The 18,770-nt window shown below is 47.8% G+C and carries 19 protein-coding genes and 5 pseudogenes; 16 read left to right on the top strand and 8 right to left on the bottom strand.

Going from position 1 to position 18,770, the window contains the following annotated elements; all coding sequences use genetic code 11:
- Window positions 1-31: 31 nt before the first annotated feature.
- Window positions 32-1,057, bottom strand: a complete 1,026-nt coding sequence (locus JCM14467_RS04195) for a dipeptidase (RefSeq protein ID WP_054849273.1) — start codon at window positions 1,055-1,057, stop codon at window positions 32-34.
- A 285-nt stretch (window positions 1,058-1,342) separates the two neighbouring features.
- Between JCM14467_RS04195 and JCM14467_RS15665 the strand changes: the two genes are divergently transcribed.
- The 3 genes from JCM14467_RS15665 to alaXM all read left to right on the top strand — a co-directional run bounded on the left by JCM14467_RS15665 (window position 1,343) and on the right by alaXM (window position 3,143).
- On the top strand, window positions 1,343-1,759 hold the full coding sequence (locus JCM14467_RS15665; RefSeq protein WP_252900661.1) for a M20/M25/M40 family metallo-hydrolase: 417 nt from the start codon (window positions 1,343-1,345) through the stop codon (window positions 1,757-1,759).
- Window positions 1,669-2,310 (top strand): peptidase dimerization domain-containing protein, encoded by a 642-nt coding sequence (locus JCM14467_RS15660; RefSeq protein WP_252900755.1) that lies wholly within the window; start codon window positions 1,669-1,671, stop codon window positions 2,308-2,310. Before JCM14467_RS15665 ends, JCM14467_RS15660 begins: the two co-directional genes overlap by 91 nt.
- 110 nt (window positions 2,311-2,420) lie before the next feature.
- The gene (gene alaXM, locus JCM14467_RS04185; protein ID WP_054849272.1) at window positions 2,421-3,143 is read left to right on the top strand and encodes an alanyl-tRNA editing protein AlaXM; all 723 of its coding nucleotides are present in this window, start codon (window positions 2,421-2,423) and stop codon (window positions 3,141-3,143) included.
- A gap of 22 nt (window positions 3,144-3,165) precedes the next feature.
- Here alaXM and JCM14467_RS04180 read toward each other — a convergent pair whose 3' ends face one another.
- Window positions 3,166-3,795, bottom strand: coding sequence for a hypothetical protein (locus tag JCM14467_RS04180; protein WP_054849361.1), 630 nt, complete (start codon window positions 3,793-3,795; stop codon window positions 3,166-3,168).
- Between the two features lie 196 nt (window positions 3,796-3,991).
- Between JCM14467_RS04180 and JCM14467_RS04175 the strand changes: the two are divergent.
- A pseudogene (locus JCM14467_RS04175) lies at window positions 3,992-4,471 on the top strand (PaREP1 family protein).
- Window positions 4,472-4,658: 187 nt separating this feature from the next.
- On the opposite strand, the gene JCM14467_RS04170 reads toward JCM14467_RS04175, so the two are convergent.
- Together JCM14467_RS04170 and JCM14467_RS04165 are read right to left on the bottom strand one after the other, a co-directional pair.
- Window positions 4,659-5,057: a nucleotidyltransferase family protein gene (locus JCM14467_RS04170; protein ID WP_054849271.1), complete on the bottom strand. Its 399-nt coding sequence runs from the start codon at window positions 5,055-5,057 to the stop codon at window positions 4,659-4,661.
- A complete protein-coding gene (locus JCM14467_RS04165; protein WP_252900660.1) occupies window positions 5,044-5,367 on the bottom strand; it encodes a DUF86 domain-containing protein in 324 nt (107 codons plus the stop codon). Before JCM14467_RS04165 ends, JCM14467_RS04170 begins: the two co-directional genes overlap by 14 nt.
- 607 nt (window positions 5,368-5,974) lie before the next feature.
- Between JCM14467_RS04165 and JCM14467_RS04160 the strand changes: the two genes are divergently transcribed.
- The 3 genes from JCM14467_RS04160 (at window position 5,975) to JCM14467_RS04150 (ending at window position 8,379) form a co-directional block, all read left to right on the top strand.
- The gene (locus JCM14467_RS04160; protein WP_054849270.1) at window positions 5,975-7,312 is read left to right on the top strand and encodes a DUF973 family protein; all 1,338 of its coding nucleotides are present in this window, start codon (window positions 5,975-5,977) and stop codon (window positions 7,310-7,312) included.
- Between the two features lie 354 nt (window positions 7,313-7,666).
- Complete coding sequence (locus tag JCM14467_RS04155) at window positions 7,667-7,924, top strand: hypothetical protein (protein ID WP_054849269.1); 258 nt, start codon at window positions 7,667-7,669, stop codon at window positions 7,922-7,924.
- Complete coding sequence (locus tag JCM14467_RS04150) at window positions 7,921-8,379, top strand: hypothetical protein (protein ID WP_054849268.1); 459 nt, start codon at window positions 7,921-7,923, stop codon at window positions 8,377-8,379. The genes JCM14467_RS04155 and JCM14467_RS04150 overlap by 4 nt, the downstream gene beginning before the upstream one ends.
- 121 nt (window positions 8,380-8,500) lie before the next feature.
- On the opposite strand, the gene JCM14467_RS04145 is transcribed toward JCM14467_RS04150, so the two are convergent.
- Window positions 8,501-9,889 (bottom strand): MFS transporter, encoded by a 1,389-nt coding sequence (locus JCM14467_RS04145; protein ID WP_054849267.1) that lies wholly within the window; start codon window positions 9,887-9,889, stop codon window positions 8,501-8,503.
- A gap of 137 nt (window positions 9,890-10,026) precedes the next feature.
- Here JCM14467_RS04145 and JCM14467_RS04140 point away from each other — a divergent pair.
- From JCM14467_RS04140 to JCM14467_RS04125, 5 genes and pseudogenes are all read left to right on the top strand, one after another.
- Window positions 10,027-10,619 (top strand): annotated as a pseudogene (locus tag JCM14467_RS04140) (50S ribosomal protein L5).
- 148 nt (window positions 10,620-10,767) lie between these two features.
- Window positions 10,768-11,970: a diaminopimelate decarboxylase gene (gene lysA / locus JCM14467_RS04135; RefSeq protein ID WP_252900659.1), complete on the top strand. Its 1,203-nt coding sequence runs from the start codon at window positions 10,768-10,770 to the stop codon at window positions 11,968-11,970.
- 65 nt (window positions 11,971-12,035) lie between these two features.
- Window positions 12,036-12,563, top strand: coding sequence for a PaaI family thioesterase (locus tag JCM14467_RS04130; protein WP_252900658.1), 528 nt, complete (start codon window positions 12,036-12,038; stop codon window positions 12,561-12,563).
- Between the two features lie 22 nt (window positions 12,564-12,585).
- The gene (locus JCM14467_RS15655) at window positions 12,586-12,702 is read left to right on the top strand and encodes a CoA transferase (RefSeq protein ID WP_252900657.1); all 117 of its coding nucleotides are present in this window, start codon (window positions 12,586-12,588) and stop codon (window positions 12,700-12,702) included.
- Window positions 12,703-12,731: 29 nt separating this feature from the next.
- A complete protein-coding gene (locus tag JCM14467_RS04125) occupies window positions 12,732-13,652 on the top strand; it encodes a CaiB/BaiF CoA transferase family protein (protein WP_054849266.1) in 921 nt (306 codons plus the stop codon).
- On the opposite strand, the pseudogene JCM14467_RS04120 reads toward JCM14467_RS04125, so the two are convergent.
- From JCM14467_RS04120 to JCM14467_RS04110, 3 genes and pseudogenes are all read right to left on the bottom strand, one after another.
- A pseudogene (locus JCM14467_RS04120) lies at window positions 13,645-14,443 on the bottom strand (menaquinone biosynthesis family protein). The gene JCM14467_RS04125 and the pseudogene JCM14467_RS04120 sit on opposite strands and share 8 nt — an antisense overlap.
- 26 nt (window positions 14,444-14,469) lie before the next feature.
- A complete protein-coding gene (locus tag JCM14467_RS04115; RefSeq protein WP_054849358.1) occupies window positions 14,470-15,204 on the bottom strand; it encodes an MqnA/MqnD/SBP family protein in 735 nt (244 codons plus the stop codon).
- A gap of 11 nt (window positions 15,205-15,215) precedes the next feature.
- Window positions 15,216-16,306: pseudogene (locus tag JCM14467_RS04110) on the bottom strand (CofH family radical SAM protein).
- 185 nt (window positions 16,307-16,491) lie between these two features.
- Between JCM14467_RS04110 and mqnC the strand changes: the two are divergent.
- The 4 genes and pseudogenes from mqnC to JCM14467_RS04090 all read left to right on the top strand — a co-directional run bounded on the left by mqnC (window position 16,492) and on the right by JCM14467_RS04090 (window position 18,685).
- Window positions 16,492-17,554, top strand: a pseudogene (mqnC, locus tag JCM14467_RS04105) (cyclic dehypoxanthinyl futalosine synthase).
- A 45-nt stretch (window positions 17,555-17,599) separates the two neighbouring features.
- Window positions 17,600-17,977: an aspartyl protease family protein gene (locus JCM14467_RS04100; protein WP_054849265.1), complete on the top strand. Its 378-nt coding sequence runs from the start codon at window positions 17,600-17,602 to the stop codon at window positions 17,975-17,977.
- Window positions 17,978-18,002: 25 nt separating this feature from the next.
- A complete protein-coding gene (gene vapB, locus JCM14467_RS04095; protein ID WP_054849264.1) occupies window positions 18,003-18,215 on the top strand; it encodes a type II toxin-antitoxin system VapB family antitoxin in 213 nt (70 codons plus the stop codon).
- A 128-nt stretch (window positions 18,216-18,343) separates the two neighbouring features.
- Window positions 18,344-18,685 carry a Rieske (2Fe-2S) protein gene (locus tag JCM14467_RS04090; protein ID WP_054849263.1) on the top strand — a complete coding sequence of 114 codons (342 nt, stop codon included), beginning with the start codon at window positions 18,344-18,346 and terminating at the stop codon, window positions 18,683-18,685.
- The last annotated feature ends 85 nt before the right edge of the window (window positions 18,686-18,770 follow it).

Raw genomic sequence — 18,770 nt, 5'->3', positions numbered from 1 at the left:
AGTAGTGTTATTTAATTATTTATTTTATTTTTTATGCCATATTCGCCTTTATTACTCTTAACGCATTTTCGTATGCTATTTTTCTTATGTCTTTGTCCGTCAATCTCCTTTCCATTAGTTTTTGTAGTAATGTCTGGGTTTTGTCTATTAATTCGAAGCCTTGTGGCGGCGGTATTCCGAGTAGTCCCATGAAGTCCGTACCAATTGCTAATATGTCGGGTCCGAACCTCTCATAGACGTACATGAAATGCTTTATTAAGTCATCAATAGTTGGTCTTGATTTCCTGGAGATTATCGAACCTATTGCTGATAATCCAATAACACCACCGTTTCTCTTTAAGGCCTCAAGAACCTCATCATCTACGTTTCTGGGTGTATCAACTAGAGCCTTAATATTGGCGTGGCTTATTATAACAGGTTTCTTGGCGATCGCCAAGACTTCTAGGGTAGTTCTCTTACATGCATGAGCTAAGTCAATTATTATGCCGAGCTTCCACGCCGTATTTACTAATTCCTCACCTTCAGGTGTTAATCCGTAATCCTTCCTTGACATACAGCCAAAGCCGTACTTATTGTTATAGTTCCAGGTAATCCCAAGACTTCTAAGTCCAAGTTTACGGAGAAGGACTAAGTCGTAAGGATCCTCAATACCGTCAGCACCTTCTAGGTGTAGTAGGAATCCCACCTTGCCTTCTTCATTAAATACTCTCTCAATATCATCGTAACTTTCAACAATAGAAATTACTTTGTAGGTCTCAGCCATCTTGTAATAAACCTCGAAGTGCTCAATAATGAGGGATTGCGGGGATCTAAACTTAGTGACTGGAACCCAAACACCGTACAGCTCTTGAAGAGATCTCGACAATTCCGGGTTAAAGGTCTCTATGCTCGGTGCTATTGACGCAAAGACCAGCTTAACACCACCCCTCAAGTACTTAGGTATATCGACATCGCGGTTGGGTATATCAACATTAAAGTCACTAAGTGGCTCACCGCCACCGTGGAGTATGAAGTATAGAGAAACATCCTCATGTAAGTCGATAATAGGAATAGCCATAACTTTATCCCCTTATTTGCCTATAACTAGTTTTTTTACTTCCTTAGGGTAATGGCTTTAAAACTGGGTTTGCTTGCTTAGATTGATGTCTCAGGATTTGAGGTCTGGGTTAGTTGAGCTTACTTCACGTCTTATTCAGTTTCCCAGTGTTAATCCGCCTGGCTATACGGTTAATATTGCTTCCTTCATTAGGGATTGGTTGGGTAATTTAGGCTTCTCGAGTGAGTTTAGGGAGTATGCTAAGGATAAGCCCAACGTGATTGCCAAGTCGGTAGGGGTAGGCCCGTGCTCATACTTAATGGGCACATGGATGTTGTGCCTCCCGGTGATGAGTCCAGGTGGGCTTACTCACCGTTTTCCGGCAAGGTGGTTGAGGGTAGGATTTATGGCAGGGGCGCCACGGACATGAAGGGTGGGTTAGCCGTAATAATGATGGTATTCACAGAACTAGCCCCAATAATCGAGAAGCGGGGCTCAGGGACACTAATACTCTCAGCAACAGCAGATGAGGAGACCGGCGGTCATCCAGGTGTTGAGGCCTTGGTGAGGGATGGCGTATTAATTGGTGATGCAGCCATTGTTGCCGAGCCTCGGGAAGCCATAGGTACTACATTGGTGAGAAGGGTCTCTGCCAGGTTAAGCTTGTCACAAGGGGTAGGCCTGCCCACGGTAGCTTACCAATCCTCGGCGATAACGCCATAATGAGACTCGTGAGGGCGATTGGTAAGGCTGAGGAGTTGATTAATGAGTTTAACAGGGGTATTAAGTTACCGAGTGAGTTGATGGATGCCATTAGGAATTCAGCTGAGGTCTACCTTGAAGCCGCGAGGGCGAGTGGGCTTAATCTGACGCTTAGTGATTTTGAGAGGGTTGTTGGTACTGTGTCCTTTAATCCAGGGGTTGTTAGGGGTGGTTCGAAGATAAACATGGTCCCTGACTACGCGGAGTTAGAGCTTGATATGAGGGTCCCGCCAGGTGTTTCGCCAAGCCAAGTAATTAATTACTTGAGGAGTGGGTTGAGTGGTGCTGCGGATGTTGAGGTTTTGGACACGAGCGAACCTAATTACACGAGTCCCAATGAGTCAATTGCCAGGCTCGTGCATGAGGGTATTGAGAGGGTCCTCGGCACGACACCAAAGCCAATAATAGTGACTGGGGCTACTGACGGCAGGTACTTTAGGCTAGGGGTATACCGACTGTTGTTTATGGACCTGGGGAGCTGGCGATGGCCCATGCATACAATGAGTACGTGACTGTTGATGACCTATTTAGGACCCATGACGTGATGGTCTACGTGGTTAGGAGATTCTTTGGGATTGAGGGGTAGCGCAATTGTTAAGTAGTTAAATGCCATGCCTAAATTATGCCGACGAAATTCCTCTACTGGTGGGATTCGTACAAGAGGGAGTTTGACGCGACTGTGGTTAGGATTGACGGTAATAGGGTTTGGCTTGACCAGACACTGTTCCACCCAAGGTCAGGCGGCGTGGCTAATGATACCGGTAGGTTGGTTTGGCAGGGTGAGGAGTACGTGGTTAGGGAGGTTGTTAAGGAGGGTGAGGATGCTGTTCACATACTCGATAGGGAGCCCAGGTTTAGGGTTGGTGATACGGTGCACGAAATCATAGACTGGGATAGGAGGTATAGGTTGATGAGACTTCACACGGCAACGCACATAATAGCGGCATTAGCTTACAAGAAGTACAACGCCCTGGTGACTGGCGGTGAAATAACGCCCGAGTACGCTAGGGATGACTATAACCTAACACTGAGTGGTGATGCGCTTAGGAAGGCGTTTCAGGACTTAATTGCAGAGGCCAATGAAGTGGTTAAGAGGGGTATTCCCGTGAAGATCTACTTCCTGAAGAGGGAGGAGGCCCTGAAGATACCCGGCATTGTTAAGCTTGCCGAGAGGGAGCCACCGCCTGGTGAGGAGTGGAGGATTGTGGAGATTGAGGGTATTGATGTGCAAGCTGATGGTGGTCCTCACGTGGCTAATACGAGGGAGATTGGGGAGATTGTGTTCTTGAAGTCCGAGAGTAGGGGTAAGGATAAGAAGAGGGTTTACTACACGGTTAAGCCCTAATTTTAAATGGCTGTTGGTGATCTCAGCCCTTACCTGCTCTCCTGGACCTACTCCTCTTAACCTCCATTGAGGACTTTACGTAATCAACCATAGCATAGACTGGACCAACCTCCTCTGTGAAGCCTCTCCTGGACCATAGGTCCGCTGACCTAATTAGGTCCTCACTGGCGCCGCTAAGTATGTCCATTAACCTAGTCGTGGCCAGGCCCCTGGACCTAAATAGGTTAATGACCCATTGATTAATCAGGGCCCTGGCTGCATTAACCGTGGCCTTAAGCGCACTTGACACGAAGGACTTGTCCAGGGGCTTTACGAAATATACGGCAACCCTGGCATTGCCGTAGAGCATTGAGTTGAGCTCATCAACAAGCGATACATCTGGTAGTAGGTATGTTGAGTTGTCTATCCTTGGGCATAGCATTAACGTAGCCCTCTCCTTAATGTCTGAGTAAATGTGTGTCTCATAACCAGGTATGTCAAAGGACCACACAACGAGGTCATCCCTATTACCGGTGATTACGAAGCTATGAAGCACATGGTTAATCCTAGGGGCGCCACTCACGTGAACATCCCTAATGTCATTGGGCTCCTTGTACTTACCTTCGAAGGGTATTGACGACATCCCACTCGTCACACCAAACACCACATACATCAAGGCTATTGTGAAACCAGGGTTTATAAGCTTTACTCTAATGAAGAATAGAAATAATGTCATTAATTATGTCAAATTAACTAATAATTCATAAATAACAGGACAGGTTTAGTTAATTTTTCCGTGCTTTGGATGGGAAGAGTCGCCGCAGGTATAAAGTTACGTGCCCGTTCAGAAGTGGGGTGACCTACGTTGTATGGTTTTAAGGCGGACTGATCTATTGTCGCCTGTGGCGAGGCTCGAGCAGTTAATTAATGAGGCTATTCGCCGTGGCATTGACGTAATCGACTTACTATCCAAGGCACTGGATCTAGACCCTGAGGAGAGGGCCGTGGCTCATCTGGAGTTGGCTGAAAAGTTTCTTAATGAGGGTGTGGGCTTGGTTGATAAGGACCCAGCTCAGGCAAGTGAGAAGTTGTATAAGGCTGCCGAGGAGGCTGTTAAGGCCTTGGCGATAACCCTCGGCCTTGATTAGGCGAGGATGGCCCTTGAGCAGGATAGGTGGACGGCAGCACTGTTATTCAATGCCGTTGACTCAATAAGCAATAAACTCAGTAATGAGGATGTCAGGCTATGGTGGAGGGCCGCCTGGTTCCTACACGTAGAGGGGTTCCACGAATCGAGATTGAACGCTGAGCAGGTGAGGAGGGATTTGAAGTACGTAGAAGCCTTGTGAAACTGGCAAGGGAACATGTGCAAGTGATTTAGGGATTGAAAGCTAGATCATCGCATTGATTGCCGTGCCCTGTATTTTGTGTGTTGCCGTGCTTTGGGTTTGGAGAGTCGCCGTAGTTATAGGCCTGCGGCGAGTCTGCCTGCAAGTTTGGGGGGTCATTGAATAACCTGGCACGGCACTACCTTAGTTATGCCGTGGCTTCGTCGTGAGTCATTACGTACAGCTCATCGAGTGCCTCGCTCATTAGTGCTTCGAATACTCCATCAGCGTCCTCAAGCACTACGACGCCCCTCTCCATTATTGATAGCCTAAACCCTGGGTCGACATCGGTGAGTGGCACTACATCGACTGGCATGCCCAGGGCCTCCTCGAGCCTAGCCCCAAGGCTTAGGAGCTTGTTTAGGTTGAGTCCCCTGCCGTATATGGCAATGTCTATGTCCCTGAACTCGCCGAGCTCCACGAAACTACCGAATAGTATGCCGAGGGCGACCCCGAACTCCCTGAGCACGTCCCTAATCCTCAATATGACTAACTCCCTCTCCCTATCGCTAAGCGAGTAATACGTGTACCCCTCACTGAATCCCATAGCGTGCCCTCAACCTGTTAATGAGACTTAGCAGGCTTTTAAAGTTGGACTTAATGCCCTGGTATATCAAGTAGTCATCGATGACCCAATACCTATGGACGAGCAGGTTCCTAAACCTTAGCAGCCTGACTAAGTCCTCATACTCATCAACCGTAACCAAGCCCCCATCCCTCAAAATAGCCAACGCATTCACCGGCGTCCTAGGCCTGGCGCCAAGGTCCCTACGGGCCACGTGGACGACTAAAGCCATCACCACCTCCGCAATTACAACCAACTCATAACGAATAGCCAACCTCTCCTCATCACTCAACTCATATACGGCTTAGCAGCGATCCTATCGATCTCATTCACGGCATCCTCAACATCCCTAATCAAGGCCCCGACAAAATCCCTAGAAACACCCACCGCCAATCAATACTCCCCAATCACTTTTAAATTCACCCAATCACTAATGAAGGGCACGATCCAGGCAAGTGATAACTACCGTATTTTGGACTTGTAGAGTCGCCGCAGGTATAGAATTACGGCGACTCTGCCCGTCTAAAGCATGGTCGCTATCTCAGTACCTGCCTTGCCATTACTCGGTAGATGGGTAGCGATGCCAAGCTCCGCGTTCTTGGGCACCCTAACTTGAGCTTTGAACCACAAACTGGGCGTATTGCGCTGTACAGTGCCCCATTTAGGCTATTCTAGAATTAATTTTTCGTTATACTCTAATCAATTAGTCGTGAATGTAACTCAAGAGGGCATTAAATAAGGCTTTTTCACGAGTATGAGTAAATGTGGGACTTACGTGTGCGATTCACGGGTGTAGTAAGAAGCGATGAAAGTGCGCATTATAGTGACGTCTAATCCCATTAGTCAGTTAGTTTGCTGGAGATAAAATTTAAATTATATTCTATACAATGCTAATTACCATGACACAGCAAAAGCCATCTGAAGCCATAAACTACCTTAAGTCAGGGGCAACGTATTTTATTATCGGTTCAGTACTCTTACTTATATCATTTCTCCCATTTATATCATACATACTAATTAGCCCGCTAATTAGCCCGATTACATCGCCACCCCCGTTACTTCATAGTACTATACCTCATACTATACTTCCTATACTTTTTACTTTAATGAACTTGCGACCCTATTCTTTTATTATCGCTTGGGTTTCACTCTTCGGTTTTGAGCGCTGGTACAGCAGGACAGAAAAAGGGCTTAAAATGTTAAGGTTACCCGGATATAACGTAGGTTTAGGTATTCTGGGTAGCTTATTAATGGAAATCGGACTATACGTATGGGTGTTTTTAACAGGTGTTTCATTTTTAGTCTTTTTAGCAAACTATAATATATATTCCTCCTCGAACTTTTCCAATATGATATTCTGGTTCTCTGACGGGGGGTTAATAATTGCAATTATAGGCTCTATATTTATAGCAATAATCTACGCTAGATTAGGCGATGTTTTTCGCGATTCGTTGACTAAGGTAGGGGGATGGTTAGCCTTTTCAGCGCTAACTTTCAACTTGATTTATGACGTAGTTCGTTTCTTTATATTTTCTAATATAACATATCAGGAGTATTTAAAAATAGCACCAGACATAGCAGCACTAGACATATTAAGCGGCATAATATTAGTAGTACCATTCGTGTTAGTTTACTTAGGATTTAGAAAGGCTGAAAAGCTAACGATTTACGGACAAGTGCAGATCCCTCAATATTCCGTAAGCCCAGAGATAGAAGGATTAAAGAAGTTAAGGACAGCAAATATTATCATGATAATAGCTGCGATAACGGCCTCATGGCTCTACGTTCTCTTGTTCAGTGAATTAAGTCTAGCGGGTTTAGCGGGTGTAAGTAGCATAGTCGGTACAATAGTCGCAATTGTAGCGAGCGGACTTACAGTAGGGCAAGTGGCTATGTTAATGATGATGAGGGGTTTTGGAGACCTAAAATCACTCTACCCTAAGTTAGGAATAGGGAGAACTGGCTCTATCATAACATATGTAGGCTTTATCTTATTCATATTTTTCTTTATCATCGCAGAACTGCTAGCAGCATGGACATATATAATAAGCTTCATAGGGTATGTCCTACTCGGCATAGGATTTTACAGAATCGGAAACACTTATAACTCTGGTATAGTAAAAGCGGGTGGGATCCTTTTTATATTTATCCCGGTCATAGGTCATATTAAACATAATAGGACTTCACAGCATAATAGGGAGGCTCACGAGGGGTTCACAAGGCTAGCGCATTTATAAAGGAGGGAGACTAACTATTTTACTGTAGATCTAACATCAAATTTCATCCAACACAACCAGGTGACCAACGTAAATATTGCACAGTATTATCCCGATTATGCCGAGTACCATTAGAATTAAATTCACTCAACTACAAAAAGTGAAAGCGAACAAGACGCAAACAAAATCACGGCCAAAACCAACAACGGCAAGCCCTGGAGCAATAATAAGTCAAACACTGGACAAGAAGACCCGCCGTAATTCTATACTTACGGCGACTCTCCAAACCCAAAGCACGGCAACGCTAAAAACACAGGGCACGGTCGATCAACGGAAGGGTTATTAACCCGTTATTACTATTCTCATTAGGTTAACGTGGTTAGTAGGGATGAGATTAGGAGGATTGTGCTTGAGTTGATCAGGACTGATGAGGAGTTCCGCCTAGCCATTGCTGGAGCCCTTGGACTAGACGCAATACTGAGCGAGCTCAGGGCACTTAGGCAGGACTTCAATGCATTGCTTGGTAGGGCGATTAGTATTGAGGAGACGCTGAAGAGGCATGAGGAGATATTGCAGGAGCACACGAGGATGGTAAGACTCTCCAAAGCCACTCGGCAAGGCTCGATGCATTGACTAGGGATGTTCAGGAGATTAAGGGGACGCTTAGCCAAATGAGGGAAACCATTAACCAGATGAATAGGACCCTGCAGAAGCTCACCTACAGCATTGAGGATGAGGCAATAGACGTGGTCTCCTGGAAGTTGAGGGAGAGGTTGGGGGTCAACGTTAGGTTGGGTAGGTTGGTGATTACCGAGGGTGGTAGGGAGGTCCTTGAGTTGAATATCTACGGCGTCACGGACGACCTATGCGTGGTTGGTGACGCTACCCTAGACCTTAGGGTCAATAAGGTCAGGGAATTAATCAAGGCTATTGATGAATTGAGGAGTAGGTACCCGCAGTACCTTAGGCCCAGGGTCATTAAGGTCCTCTACTGCATGAGGTATGTCCCAGAGGCCATTGATGAGGCGAGGAAAAACGGTGTTTGGGTGCTTACCTGGAGGGAGGAGTTAACGCCATTAGTCATGTAATCCACCGTGCATAAAGTACTGCCGGTAATACGCCCTTATCCTCACTAGTGCGTTAATGGGTATTCTACGCCTGTAAAGATGGGAGGATTATTTCACGAAAAGTGGGAAAATACCATGCTTTTTACGATGCCAACTCCCCTGAGGATACCTCAAGTGGTTTGCCCTTCGGCTCCTTTATGAAGATTACCGTGAAGACTATGCCGATTACCGCCACCACGACTAGGGCGAGTAGTAGGTTCGACATTATCTGGAGCTTAACGGCCTCACTTAGTGAGTTGTTCGTTATTGGGAAGAGCAGCGGTATCAACAGTGCCGCCAGGGTAGCGCCTAGCTTACCACTGCCGGCGGCTATTCCGTGGCCCGTTGTTCTAAACCTCGTTGGGAATACCTCGGTCGGTATTATGAATGTGGTCACGTTTGGACCAACGTTGGTGAAGAACTGGGCTAGTCCATATAGGGCTAGGATTGCCGTGGGTAGTACTAAGCTGTTCCTCAGCATTAATGCCGTTATTAGGTAGGCTATGGCAACCATTGAGAAGCCCATTATTTGCATGGACTTCCTACCCATCCTATCCACTAGGAAGGCTGCAACGTAGTATCCCGGGACCAGGAAGGCGAGGACCACGTACAACTGAACGTATATGCCAGCCAATGGGTTATTCGCTAAGCCCATTGCCGAGGTTACGAATGGTCCGAATATGTTCATGCCGTAGAAGAACACGTCAAGCATGAACCAGGGTATTGCAGTGCCCAGTATTGCTGGGAGGTACTTAATGAAGTTGCTTCTGAATCCATTACTCACGTTGTTCACGCCGTTTATCTCCACGTCCTGCCTAAGCACGTCCTTAATAGCCCTCTTGGCACCCTCAACATTGCCCTTAACGAAGTACTCAAACCTCGGTGTCTCATGAACCCTACGCCTGAAATAAATGACCAGGGCAGGCATCACTGCGCCGAAGCCAAGTATTATCCTCCAGGCAATGTCTGGGTTTACCTTTGCATGCAGTAAGCCGAGGCCGAGTAGGGCGGCCGTTACTATTCCCCAGCCCTGCATTGAGAAGACCCCAGCCACGAATAAGCCCCTACTCCTTGCTGGTGCGTACTCACTCATCAACGTGGCGCTTATTGGGTAGTCACCACCAACACCGAGACCCAGTATGAACCTTGTTATCCAGAGCATTGTTGGGTTTATTGAGAATGCTGAGGCTATGGCGCCAGCCGTTAGTAATGCCGCCTCTACGCCGTATATGTACTTCCTACCGAATATGTCCCCAACCCTGCCGAATATGAATGGCCCAATGACTGCACCGAAGAGGGCTGCGGATGATATTAGGCTTATCTCCGAGGCGGTTAACGACCAGACCTGCTTTAGGAAGACTAGGGCTATTGATATTGCGAAGAGGTCATAAGCATCTGCGAAGAAACCTGCGCCGGATATGAATAGGAGCTTTAAGTGCCCTGGCGTTGGTTTCGACCAGTCAAGTGGTTCAAACGGTGTCTTACTCGACATCATGTAGCGTGGAGCAAAAGCCTTAATAGGGCTTTTGTCAGTAAAGTAATAACCATATTTATGAGTAAGTATGCCTATATATCGGCGTAAAGCCCGCCGGGCAAATTTTTATTAATACTACTGCTCACGCCTATTCGATGCCTGTAATAGACCTATCGCAGGTTGACCTGAAGTCATTAACGCCGGATCAGGTGGATTGGAGGAAGTTCGTATTACCCGCGGACCACCCAATGAGGGTTATTAGGATTGAGAAGGTTGTTGCCAACATAGGTGTTGGTCAGAGTGGTGAGAGGCTTGAGAAGGCGGCCAAGGTCCTTGAGGAGTTGACTATGCAGGAGCCGAGTTATAGGCTTGCCAAGAAGTCAATTAAGGACTGGAACATAAGGAGGGGCGAGCCAATAGGCGTCGCAGTGACGCTTAGGAGGAATAAGGCCGTTTGGTTCCTACTTAGGGCGTTGGCTGCCGTGGACTTCACGTTAAAGGAGAGCTCATTCGATGACTGGGGCAACGTGGCCTCGGGATTAGGGAGCACATAATGATACCGGGCACGAAGTACGACCCAGCCGTGGGTGTGTGGGGCCTTAACGTGGTCACGGTACTGGCAAGGCCCGGGGCTCAGGGTCATGTATAGGAGGAGGGCTAGGCACGACGTTGGTAGGGAGCAGAGGGTTAACAGGCTGAGGCCGTGAAATTCTTCCAGGAGGTCCTCGGTGTGAAAATAATAAAGTGATTTTTAATTTTAATTAGAAAATTAGAAAATATGTATTATGGATATATTTATTTTCAATTCAAGTTCATTAATCCTTCCATCCACTTCTCAATGGTGAGAAATAATGGTTGCTTAATGCTTAAAGAGAATCGTCATTATTTTTATTGCCGTGATTGGCTGTGCTGTGGGTAATGGTATTAGTCTCATGGACTTAGCGGATAGGTTTGGCACACCACTCATTGTTTACGACCTTGGTAAGGTTGAGGAGAATTATAAGGCCATTAGGGATAATCTTGGCGCCAGGGTCCTCTACTCAATAAAGGCTAACCCCAACCTGGCAATACTGACCTTCCTGAGGAAGCTTGGTTCAGGGGCTGACGCGGCCTCACCTGGCGAGATATTCCTAGCCCTAAAGGCCGGTTTTGAGCCAGGCGATATATTGTACACGGGGGCCTTTAGGTCCCTTGATGATATTAAGTACGGTATTGAGGCAGGTGTCTTATTCAATTTTGACTCTAGGAGGGAGTTTGAGAGGGCGTTGTCCCTTGGTTATAGGCCCAGGACTGTCTTCTTCAGGGTAGATCTGGGCTACGGCAGGGGCTTTGCACCGGGTGTTGTGTTGGCTGGTGAGGAGAGTAAGTTCGGCATGTTCCTGGAGGATGCCATTGACGCGTATAGACTTGCTAAGTCAGTTGGTGTTGAGGAGTTTGGTATACATGCCATGATGGGCAGTAATGTACTTGATCCCGACTACTTCATTAGGATTGCCGAGCTTCTTAAGGAGTATGCCGAGACCATAGAGTATAGGGTTGGCATCAAGATTACCTACTTTGACATGGGCGGCGGCTTTGGAATACCGTATAGACCTGACGAGAAGCCCCTCGACTTAAATAGACTAAGGATTCTCAGGAGCTTCTTCCCCGGCGAGTTGTGGGTTGAGCCTGGCAGGTTCATTGTTGGTAATGCCGGCTACCTGGTGACCAGGGTCACCGAGGTTAAGAGGAAGGGCAGTAAGACGTATGTCGGCGTTGACGTTGGTATGAACGTATTAATTAGGCCCATGCTATACGGCGCTTACCACCACGTAATTACATGCAATGACAGTGGGGAGAGGGAGGTTGTTGATGTTGTTGGGCCTATCTGTGAGAATACCGATAAGTTGGCAGTCAATAGGGAGTTGCCGAGGGTTAATGAGGGCGACATACTCGTAATACTTAACGCGGGTGCTTACGTATACTCAATGAGCAGTAACTATAATGGTAGGCCCAGGCCAGCCGAGGTTGTTGTTTATGGGAATGAGTATGCGGTGGCTAGGTTTAGGGAGCCCCTGGAATCCCTGGTTGCTGGGCAGGTTGTTCCTGGCTTTATTTAAGCTACTTATTGCTATTTATTTATCAGCATAACTTTGCTTAAATAGGCCTTACATCCCAGTACCCTGTGTCTACGTGGGACGAATTAATTAAGGCGGTTGGTCCAGTAAGTAGTATTAGGGATTTGTTTCTTAAGGCTAGGTCGGCTGGTCTCAATGTTGCTGAGTTAATGAATAATTACCTACGCAGTGAGCCGTTATTCAATTTCATTGGCCTTGAATTCGTGGAGGTTGGTGATGGCTTTGTGAGGGCTGTCTTCCCCTACAAGCGTGAGATACTTAGGAAGGGTGGCATGGTGCATGGCGGCGTCATAATGACAGTCATAGACACGGTCCTCGGTACCGCAGTCATGACGGTTAATGATGGTGTTGACCAATATACTGCGGAGCTCAAGGTTCATTTTCTCGAGCCGTTGATAAATGGACCATTCACGGTTGAGGGTAGGGTGATAAGGCTGGTAGGCACCTGGCCGTTGCAGAGGCCCACGTGTACGATGCAAATAGGAAATTATGCGCAGTTGGAATTGGTACCTGGTTTATGGTGCGAAATAATAAGCAGGGAACAATGGCCACAGGAAATTCCTAACACTTATTAACCTTCGGATTTAAGGCTCACTAATGTTTAGAGTTCTTGACCTAACGAGGCTCTACCCAGGCGGTGTGACAACTAGGTTATTGGCTGACCTTGGTTTTGACGTTATTAAGGTCGAGGATACCGAGGTCGCGACTACCTGAGGAGGATATCGCCGAAACTCTTTGAGTGGTTGAACGCGGGTAAGAGGAGTATTGCCATTAACCTGAAGATGAGTGAGGGCAGGGAGTTATTCCATAGGCTGGTTAGGAGTAGTCATGTGGTTATCGAGGGTTTTAGGCCAGGCGTTGCGAGGAAACTCGGCATTGATTACGAGACGCTTAAGAACATTAACGATAAAATCGTTTACTGCTCGATAAATGGTTATGGAGAGAACGGGCCATACTCGGGCCTTCCAAACCATGACATAAACACCGTGGGTGTCGCAGGTCTGTTGGACCCAGACTTATTTGATGATGGAGTACCTAAACCACTTACTGTACAAGTCGCTGACGTTGGCTCAGCCCTACTATGCGTCATTGGTGTCCTAAACCTACTGCTGAGGGGTGTTGGTGGTAGGGTCGAGGTATCGATGATGGAAGCCGCACTGCTCTTCAATACCCTCAACATGGCCATGACCTACGAGGGGTCGGAACCAAGCCTAACGGGTAAGTACCCGTTCTACAACGTCTACAGGTGTAGGGATGGATACATAACCGTTGGCGCCATTGAGGATAAGTTCTGGCAAGGCCTTTGCAGGGCATTAGGTCGTGAGGACTTAATTGGCAGACAATTCGATAAGGGCGCCGTAGATGAACTGAGCAGGGAGTTCAGTAAGTACACAGTTGCTGAAGCCTTAAAACTCCTCTGGAGCCATGACGTGCCTGCGGCTCCTGTTAACTCCATAAAGAGTCTTGGGAAAGATCTCCAATTAATTGCGAGGGGCTTTAATGGTAGGGACTTCCTAAACCCACTACTAATAAATGGCGCTAGACCAGGGAGACAGGGCAGGGCGCCAAGGCTTGGTGAGAATACTGTGGAGATCCTGATGGAGATTGGACTATCACGTGATGAGATAGATAAGTTGGCTGAACGGGGCGTGATCATTAAATGAATAGTAACTGCGGCTCGGGTAGTAAGCCCCTTTCATACCCCATCTCGAGTAATGTCCTGATTGCCTTCTCACCATCAATGCCCATATCCATTGTGTAGTCATTCACGTACATCCTAACGAACTTGTCAGTATCGCTCATGTCCAAACCCCTCGAGAACTCCATGGCATGTACCAGGGCCTCCTCCCTATGACTCATGGCGTACCTAATGGACTCCAGTAATGCATCCTTAACCGCCTTAGCCACTTCGACGCCCAGGGACGCCTTAACAACGTCTAGGCCGAGTGGTGTTGGTAATTTCGTCTCCTCATACCACCACTCACCAAGGTCGATTATCTTCCTTAGCCCATACCTCTCATACGTTATTTGGCCCTCGTGTATCAAGGCACCTGCATCAACGACTCCAGCCCTTACGGCATCCATAATCTTGTCAAAGGGTATTTCCACGGTCTTAACATTGGGCATTGCAACCTGACCAGTAGTGTTGCCGTGGTGTAAGTGCCGGGTACGGCAATTAACTCGGGCTTTGCGGTATTACCCACAACCACCGGGCCATACCTAAGCCCCATGGATGCACCAACCCTCAGTATGTAGTACCTACTGCCTATGTAGGCCATGGCGTGGTACTCACTGCCGTTACGTCGATCCTACCGTGAATTGCTATTTTATTTAGCGTCTCGATATCCACGAGGAACTCCCTAACCGTGAATGGCGCCTTAACGAGATCCCTCTTCAGGGCGTAGAACATGAACGCATCGTCTGGGTCTGGGCTATGCCCGATTATTAATTCCATCGTGATGATTCAGGTATATCATAGTATTAAGTTTTATTGCCTAGGAATTGTAGGCAGTTATTTATGCCGAATATCCTCAATTCTTCATTAATGCCCATGACAACCCTATCATCAACCCTATACTTAATGGCACTGAAGTACTGTCTAATCAAATCCCTGGACACACCAACCCTGTTCGCGGTATATTGAATAACGGGCTCTGGATCCCTCTCAAACAGCTCGAGAGACCTCTCAATCGCATTAACCACGGCATTGAGTTCATGATCATCGTAATTCCTAGCAACGACCATAACCGCGTAGACAAGCGGTAACCCAACCCTCTCCCTCCATAACTCACCCACGTCAACTATGTATGGGTAACCCGCATCAACCATCCTCAGCGCGTCATCCCCAATAACCAATACGGCACCAAACTCCTTCAACGCACCGTATGGGTCGTTAACCACCCTAAAGTCGATGCCCAACAACTTCCTGACAGCCATGGCATTAACGCTCGTATCACTAACAGCGGCATAACCAACGCCATAGCCCCTGAATAGTCTAGCCGATATTACGGGGCCATCACTGTAAATGGCGAATCTAGGGACTACGTAGAGTAAGTCACAGTTATGCGCAGCGTATGTCAGCGGCACAAAGCCGATGCTAGCCTTACCCTCTAGTAATAGCCTTATTGACTCATTATTACCGGCCCATATTGGGTCAAGCCCTGAGTAATAGAAGAGCGGGTCAGAATGCGCATACTTCAGACGGACAACGACCATTACCACCAACCCTAGGTACCGCTAACTTCGGCAATTATCCTATGAAATGTATCCCTCAGGAACAGCCTCAACCCAGCCTCACGAGCTATGTGTGCCAGCTCGCCCAGTGTCACGGACTCCCTGGAGCCCGCCTGCCTAAGTACCTGCTCATTAATCATCGTGCCCACGAGGTCATTAGCACCAGCCATCAATAGTGTTGATGCCAACCTCTTACCAGTCGAAACCCAGTAAGCGCTATCCTCCTTATTGAGTCCCCAAGTATAAGTCTCGAGATTGCCACAACCTTAATATCGTACTCCGCCGGCGCAGGCCCCTTAACAATGCCCTCCTTGAACAGCCTTGTGTTCCATGGGACGAACTTTATCGGTATAAACATCAGTATGCCGTGGGTTTTCTCCTGAACCTCCTTAATCGCGAAGACATGCTCAACTATGTGGCTTGGCTTCTCAATATGGCCATAGAGCATTGTGGCATTACTCATGAGACCGACCTTATGGGCCTCTTCCTGAATCCTAAGCCAAGTCTCAGCGTTGAACTTGTACGGAGTTATTACCCTCCTAACCTCCTCATTAAGTATCTCAGCACCGCCTCCACTAAGTGCATCAAGTCCAGCATCCTTGAATCTCTCGAGAACCTCCTTCGTACTCATCCTCCATACCCTGGCGTAGAAGTCCACCTCCGCCGCCGTGGGCCCCTTAATAACTACGTCAGGCGCCACCCTCTTAACAGACCTGAAAACCTCCTCGAAGTACTCAATGCCCAGGTCCGGGTTGAAGCCACCATTTATGTGCAGCTCTGTCACTCCAAAGCGTGCCTTGGCCTCGAGCACGCCCTTCGCAATCTCCTCAGGCGTCCTAACATAGGCCTCTGGGTGCCCCTTGGGCCTGTAGAAGGCGCATATTGGGCATTGGGCCACGCATATGTTTGAGTAATTAATGACTACGTTATTTACCACAGTAGCCGTGTCCCCGGTTATCTTCCGCGTAAGCTCATTAGCCGCCCTTGCCAGGACCTTAAAATCGCACTCCCTCATGAACTCCTCGGCATCAGACTTAGTAATGCCGTTAATTACGGCATTTCGAAGGTCATCTATTGTACACATGACAAATAACAAACGCTAAATCCCTTATTAAACATTGATCTCCAATTCCACTTCAAATCCCACTTCATCGCATGATACGTCCCACCTAATGAGGAAATCAATGCATGGATTTAGTAGGGAATACCGCAATAACTTAAATAGTGTCCATCAGCAATGATTGTGTGGCCGACAATTGGAGTCCAGCGATTGAGAGGGCTATTTACGGGGATGAACTCGGTCCACGGGACATTGAGGAATTGTTTAAGGCGGACCTTTGGGAGCTTGGGTTGGCAGCCGAGTACCTGACTAGGAGGTACTTCGGTAATGTTGTCACCTTCATACCAAACATGATACTCAACTACACCAACGTATGCGTGATAGCATGCAGGTTCTGCGCCTTCTATAGGCCGCCGAATCACCCTGAGGCCTACACATTGAGTGTTGAGGATGCCGTACGTAGGGTTGCGGCCGTTGATAGGGAGTTTGGTATTAGGCAGGTACTTGTCCAGGGTGGCATAAACCCCGAACTAAACATTGAGTACTACGAGGAGTTATTCAAAGCCTTAAAGGCTAAGCTACCCCACGTGGCTATTCACGGCTTGAGCCCGATAGAGGTTGATTACCTGGCCAGGAAGCATAGGATGAGTTATGGCGAGGTCCTTGATAGGCTTAGGGCTGCCGGGATGGATACACTGGCTGGTGGCGGTGGTGAGATACTCGTTGATAGGGTGAGGAGGGTCATTGCACCGCATAAGATCGATACCGAGACCTGGCTAAATATAATGGAGGTAGCCCACAGGATGGGTATCATGAGTAATGCAACCATGATGTACGGCCACGTGGAGACAATAAGTGACTGGGCGGAGCACCTATACAGGATTATACAGCTACAGAGGAGGACGCATGGGTTCCTATCATTCACGGCATGGAACTTCGAGCCGGGCAATAGCGAGTTGACGAGGGAGGTACCATACCCACTAACCTCAGCCACATTACTCAGGGTGGTCGCAGTGGCTAGGCTCGTATTCAAGAACGAATTACCGAACATACAGTCAAGCTGGCTCACGAATGGCTCGAGGTTGCCCAACTAGCCCTTAAGTTTGGCGCCAACGACTTCGGTGGGACCCTGTATGAGGAGAGGGTGATACCGGCCACAGGCTTAAGATGCCGGTACTAACCAAGGAATCAATAATAAGCATGATAAGGAGCCTAGGCCTAACACCCGCCGAGAGGGATAATTGGTATAGGGTGGTTAGGGTGTATAATTAGGCGGAAAGCTTTAAGGGAAATACTCCGTGTATTAATCAGGGCTGCATGAGCCTTGTTTACGTGGATGCCGTGGTTAAGCATGGAGATAAGTCCATGCCAGTGAAGTTACTCGTGGACTTAGGCGCCATATACACGATCCTGAAGAGAGATGTTTGGGAGTACCTGGGTCTAAGGCCTATTCAGGAGGTGGAGTTTGTCCTCGCCGATGGCACGGTAATTAAGCGCTGGGTTTCCGAGGCCGTGATTGAGCTAAAGGGCTATGGCGAGAGACACACGCCTGTCGTGCTTGGCGAGAGTGAGGATGAGAACCTACTGGGCACCGTGACCCTTGAGGAGTTTAGGCTCGTCCTCGACCCATTCAGAAGGGAATTACGCCCAGCGAGGATGCTGATGAAGGCGCTCATTGAGCGGCGTAGGGCTTAAATTCATGCATTCACCCGAATTGCTAATGGGTGGTAGTGCCGTAATTACGGTTAGGGTTCCGAGGGAGTTGAAGGAGGCCATGGATAGGTATTCGGCAATGGTTAACTGGAGTGAGGAGATTAGGAACTTCATAGTGAGGAGGATTGCCGAGCTTAGGCGGGAGGAGGTATTAAATAAATTGAATAGTATCATTGATAGATTACCTGAATCACTGCCAGGCTCGGTATCATCCTCGTGAGGGAGGATCGAGATAGTCACTAACGCGTTTATGCTTCATGATGCTGATGCGAATAACCTCTGACTTGTCATTTTAGATTTACTTATTGTAATAAAGCTAATTAATTAGTGGCTTTACCTCGACCATGTATGTGGAGGAGGGTGTCCATACTGGTTAAGGTCTTTGAGAGGAGGAACTCGGTAATAACCTGGGTCGATGGTAAGCCAATACTCATTGTCAAGTACGGCGACAACTACTACGGAATGCATGCCGTGTGCGCCCACATGGGCTGCGCCCTACTGACTGACGTCAACGGCTACATAGCCACATGCCCAGCCCACCTGGCGAAGTACGACGTTAGGACCGGCGAGATGATCGAGAAACCCCAGGTGAGACCAGACACACCCTGTGAGTACGCGGACATAAAGACACCACTACCGACATACAGGGTTAGGGTCACCCAGGACGGCTTCCTAGAAGTCGACGTTTAAGGGCAACAAACCACTCATAAAAATTACCTGGGCAGGGTTATATAACACCCATTTTCTTCACAAACTTAGCAAGTTTGGCGTTAAA

Origin of the sequence: Vulcanisaeta sp. JCM 14467, assembly GCF_001316245.1 — an archaeon.
In the GTDB taxonomy this organism is placed as follows: Archaea; Thermoproteota; Thermoprotei; order Thermoproteales; family Thermocladiaceae; genus Vulcanisaeta.
Note: the sequence above shows the minus strand (reverse complement) of the source record. Positions and strands in the feature narration are given on the sequence as shown.

What these genes read in the sequence shown, in the direction of transcription:
- JCM14467_RS04195 (WP_054849273.1), bottom strand. Translation starts at nt 1,057, where the DNA reads ATGGCTATTCCTATTATCGACTTACATGAGGATGTTTCTCTATACTTC.
- alaXM (WP_054849272.1), top strand. Translation starts at nt 2,421, where the DNA reads ATGCCGACGAAATTCCTCTACTGGTGGGATTCGTACAAGAGGGAGTTT.
- JCM14467_RS04180 (WP_054849361.1), bottom strand. Translation starts at nt 3,795, where the DNA reads ATGTATGTGGTGTTTGGTGTGACGAGTGGGATGTCGTCAATACCCTTC.
- JCM14467_RS04170 (WP_054849271.1), bottom strand. Translation starts at nt 5,057, where the DNA reads ATGGGATTCAGTGAGGGGTACACGTATTACTCGCTTAGCGATAGGGAG.
- JCM14467_RS04160 (WP_054849270.1), top strand. Translation starts at nt 5,975, where the DNA reads ATGACACAGCAAAAGCCATCTGAAGCCATAAACTACCTTAAGTCAGGG.
- JCM14467_RS04145 (WP_054849267.1), bottom strand. Translation starts at nt 9,889, where the DNA reads ATGTCGAGTAAGACACCGTTTGAACCACTTGACTGGTCGAAACCAACG.
- JCM14467_RS15655 (WP_252900657.1), top strand. Translation starts at nt 12,586, where the DNA reads ATGTTTAGAGTTCTTGACCTAACGAGGCTCTACCCAGGCGGTGTGACA.
- JCM14467_RS04115 (WP_054849358.1), bottom strand. Translation starts at nt 15,204, where the DNA reads ATGGTCGTTGTCCGTCTGAAGTATGCGCATTCTGACCCGCTCTTCTAT.
- JCM14467_RS04100 (WP_054849265.1), top strand. Translation starts at nt 17,600, where the DNA reads ATGAGCCTTGTTTACGTGGATGCCGTGGTTAAGCATGGAGATAAGTCC.
- vapB (WP_054849264.1), top strand. Translation starts at nt 18,003, where the DNA reads ATGGGTGGTAGTGCCGTAATTACGGTTAGGGTTCCGAGGGAGTTGAAG.
- JCM14467_RS04090 (WP_054849263.1), top strand. Translation starts at nt 18,344, where the DNA reads ATGTGGAGGAGGGTGTCCATACTGGTTAAGGTCTTTGAGAGGAGGAAC.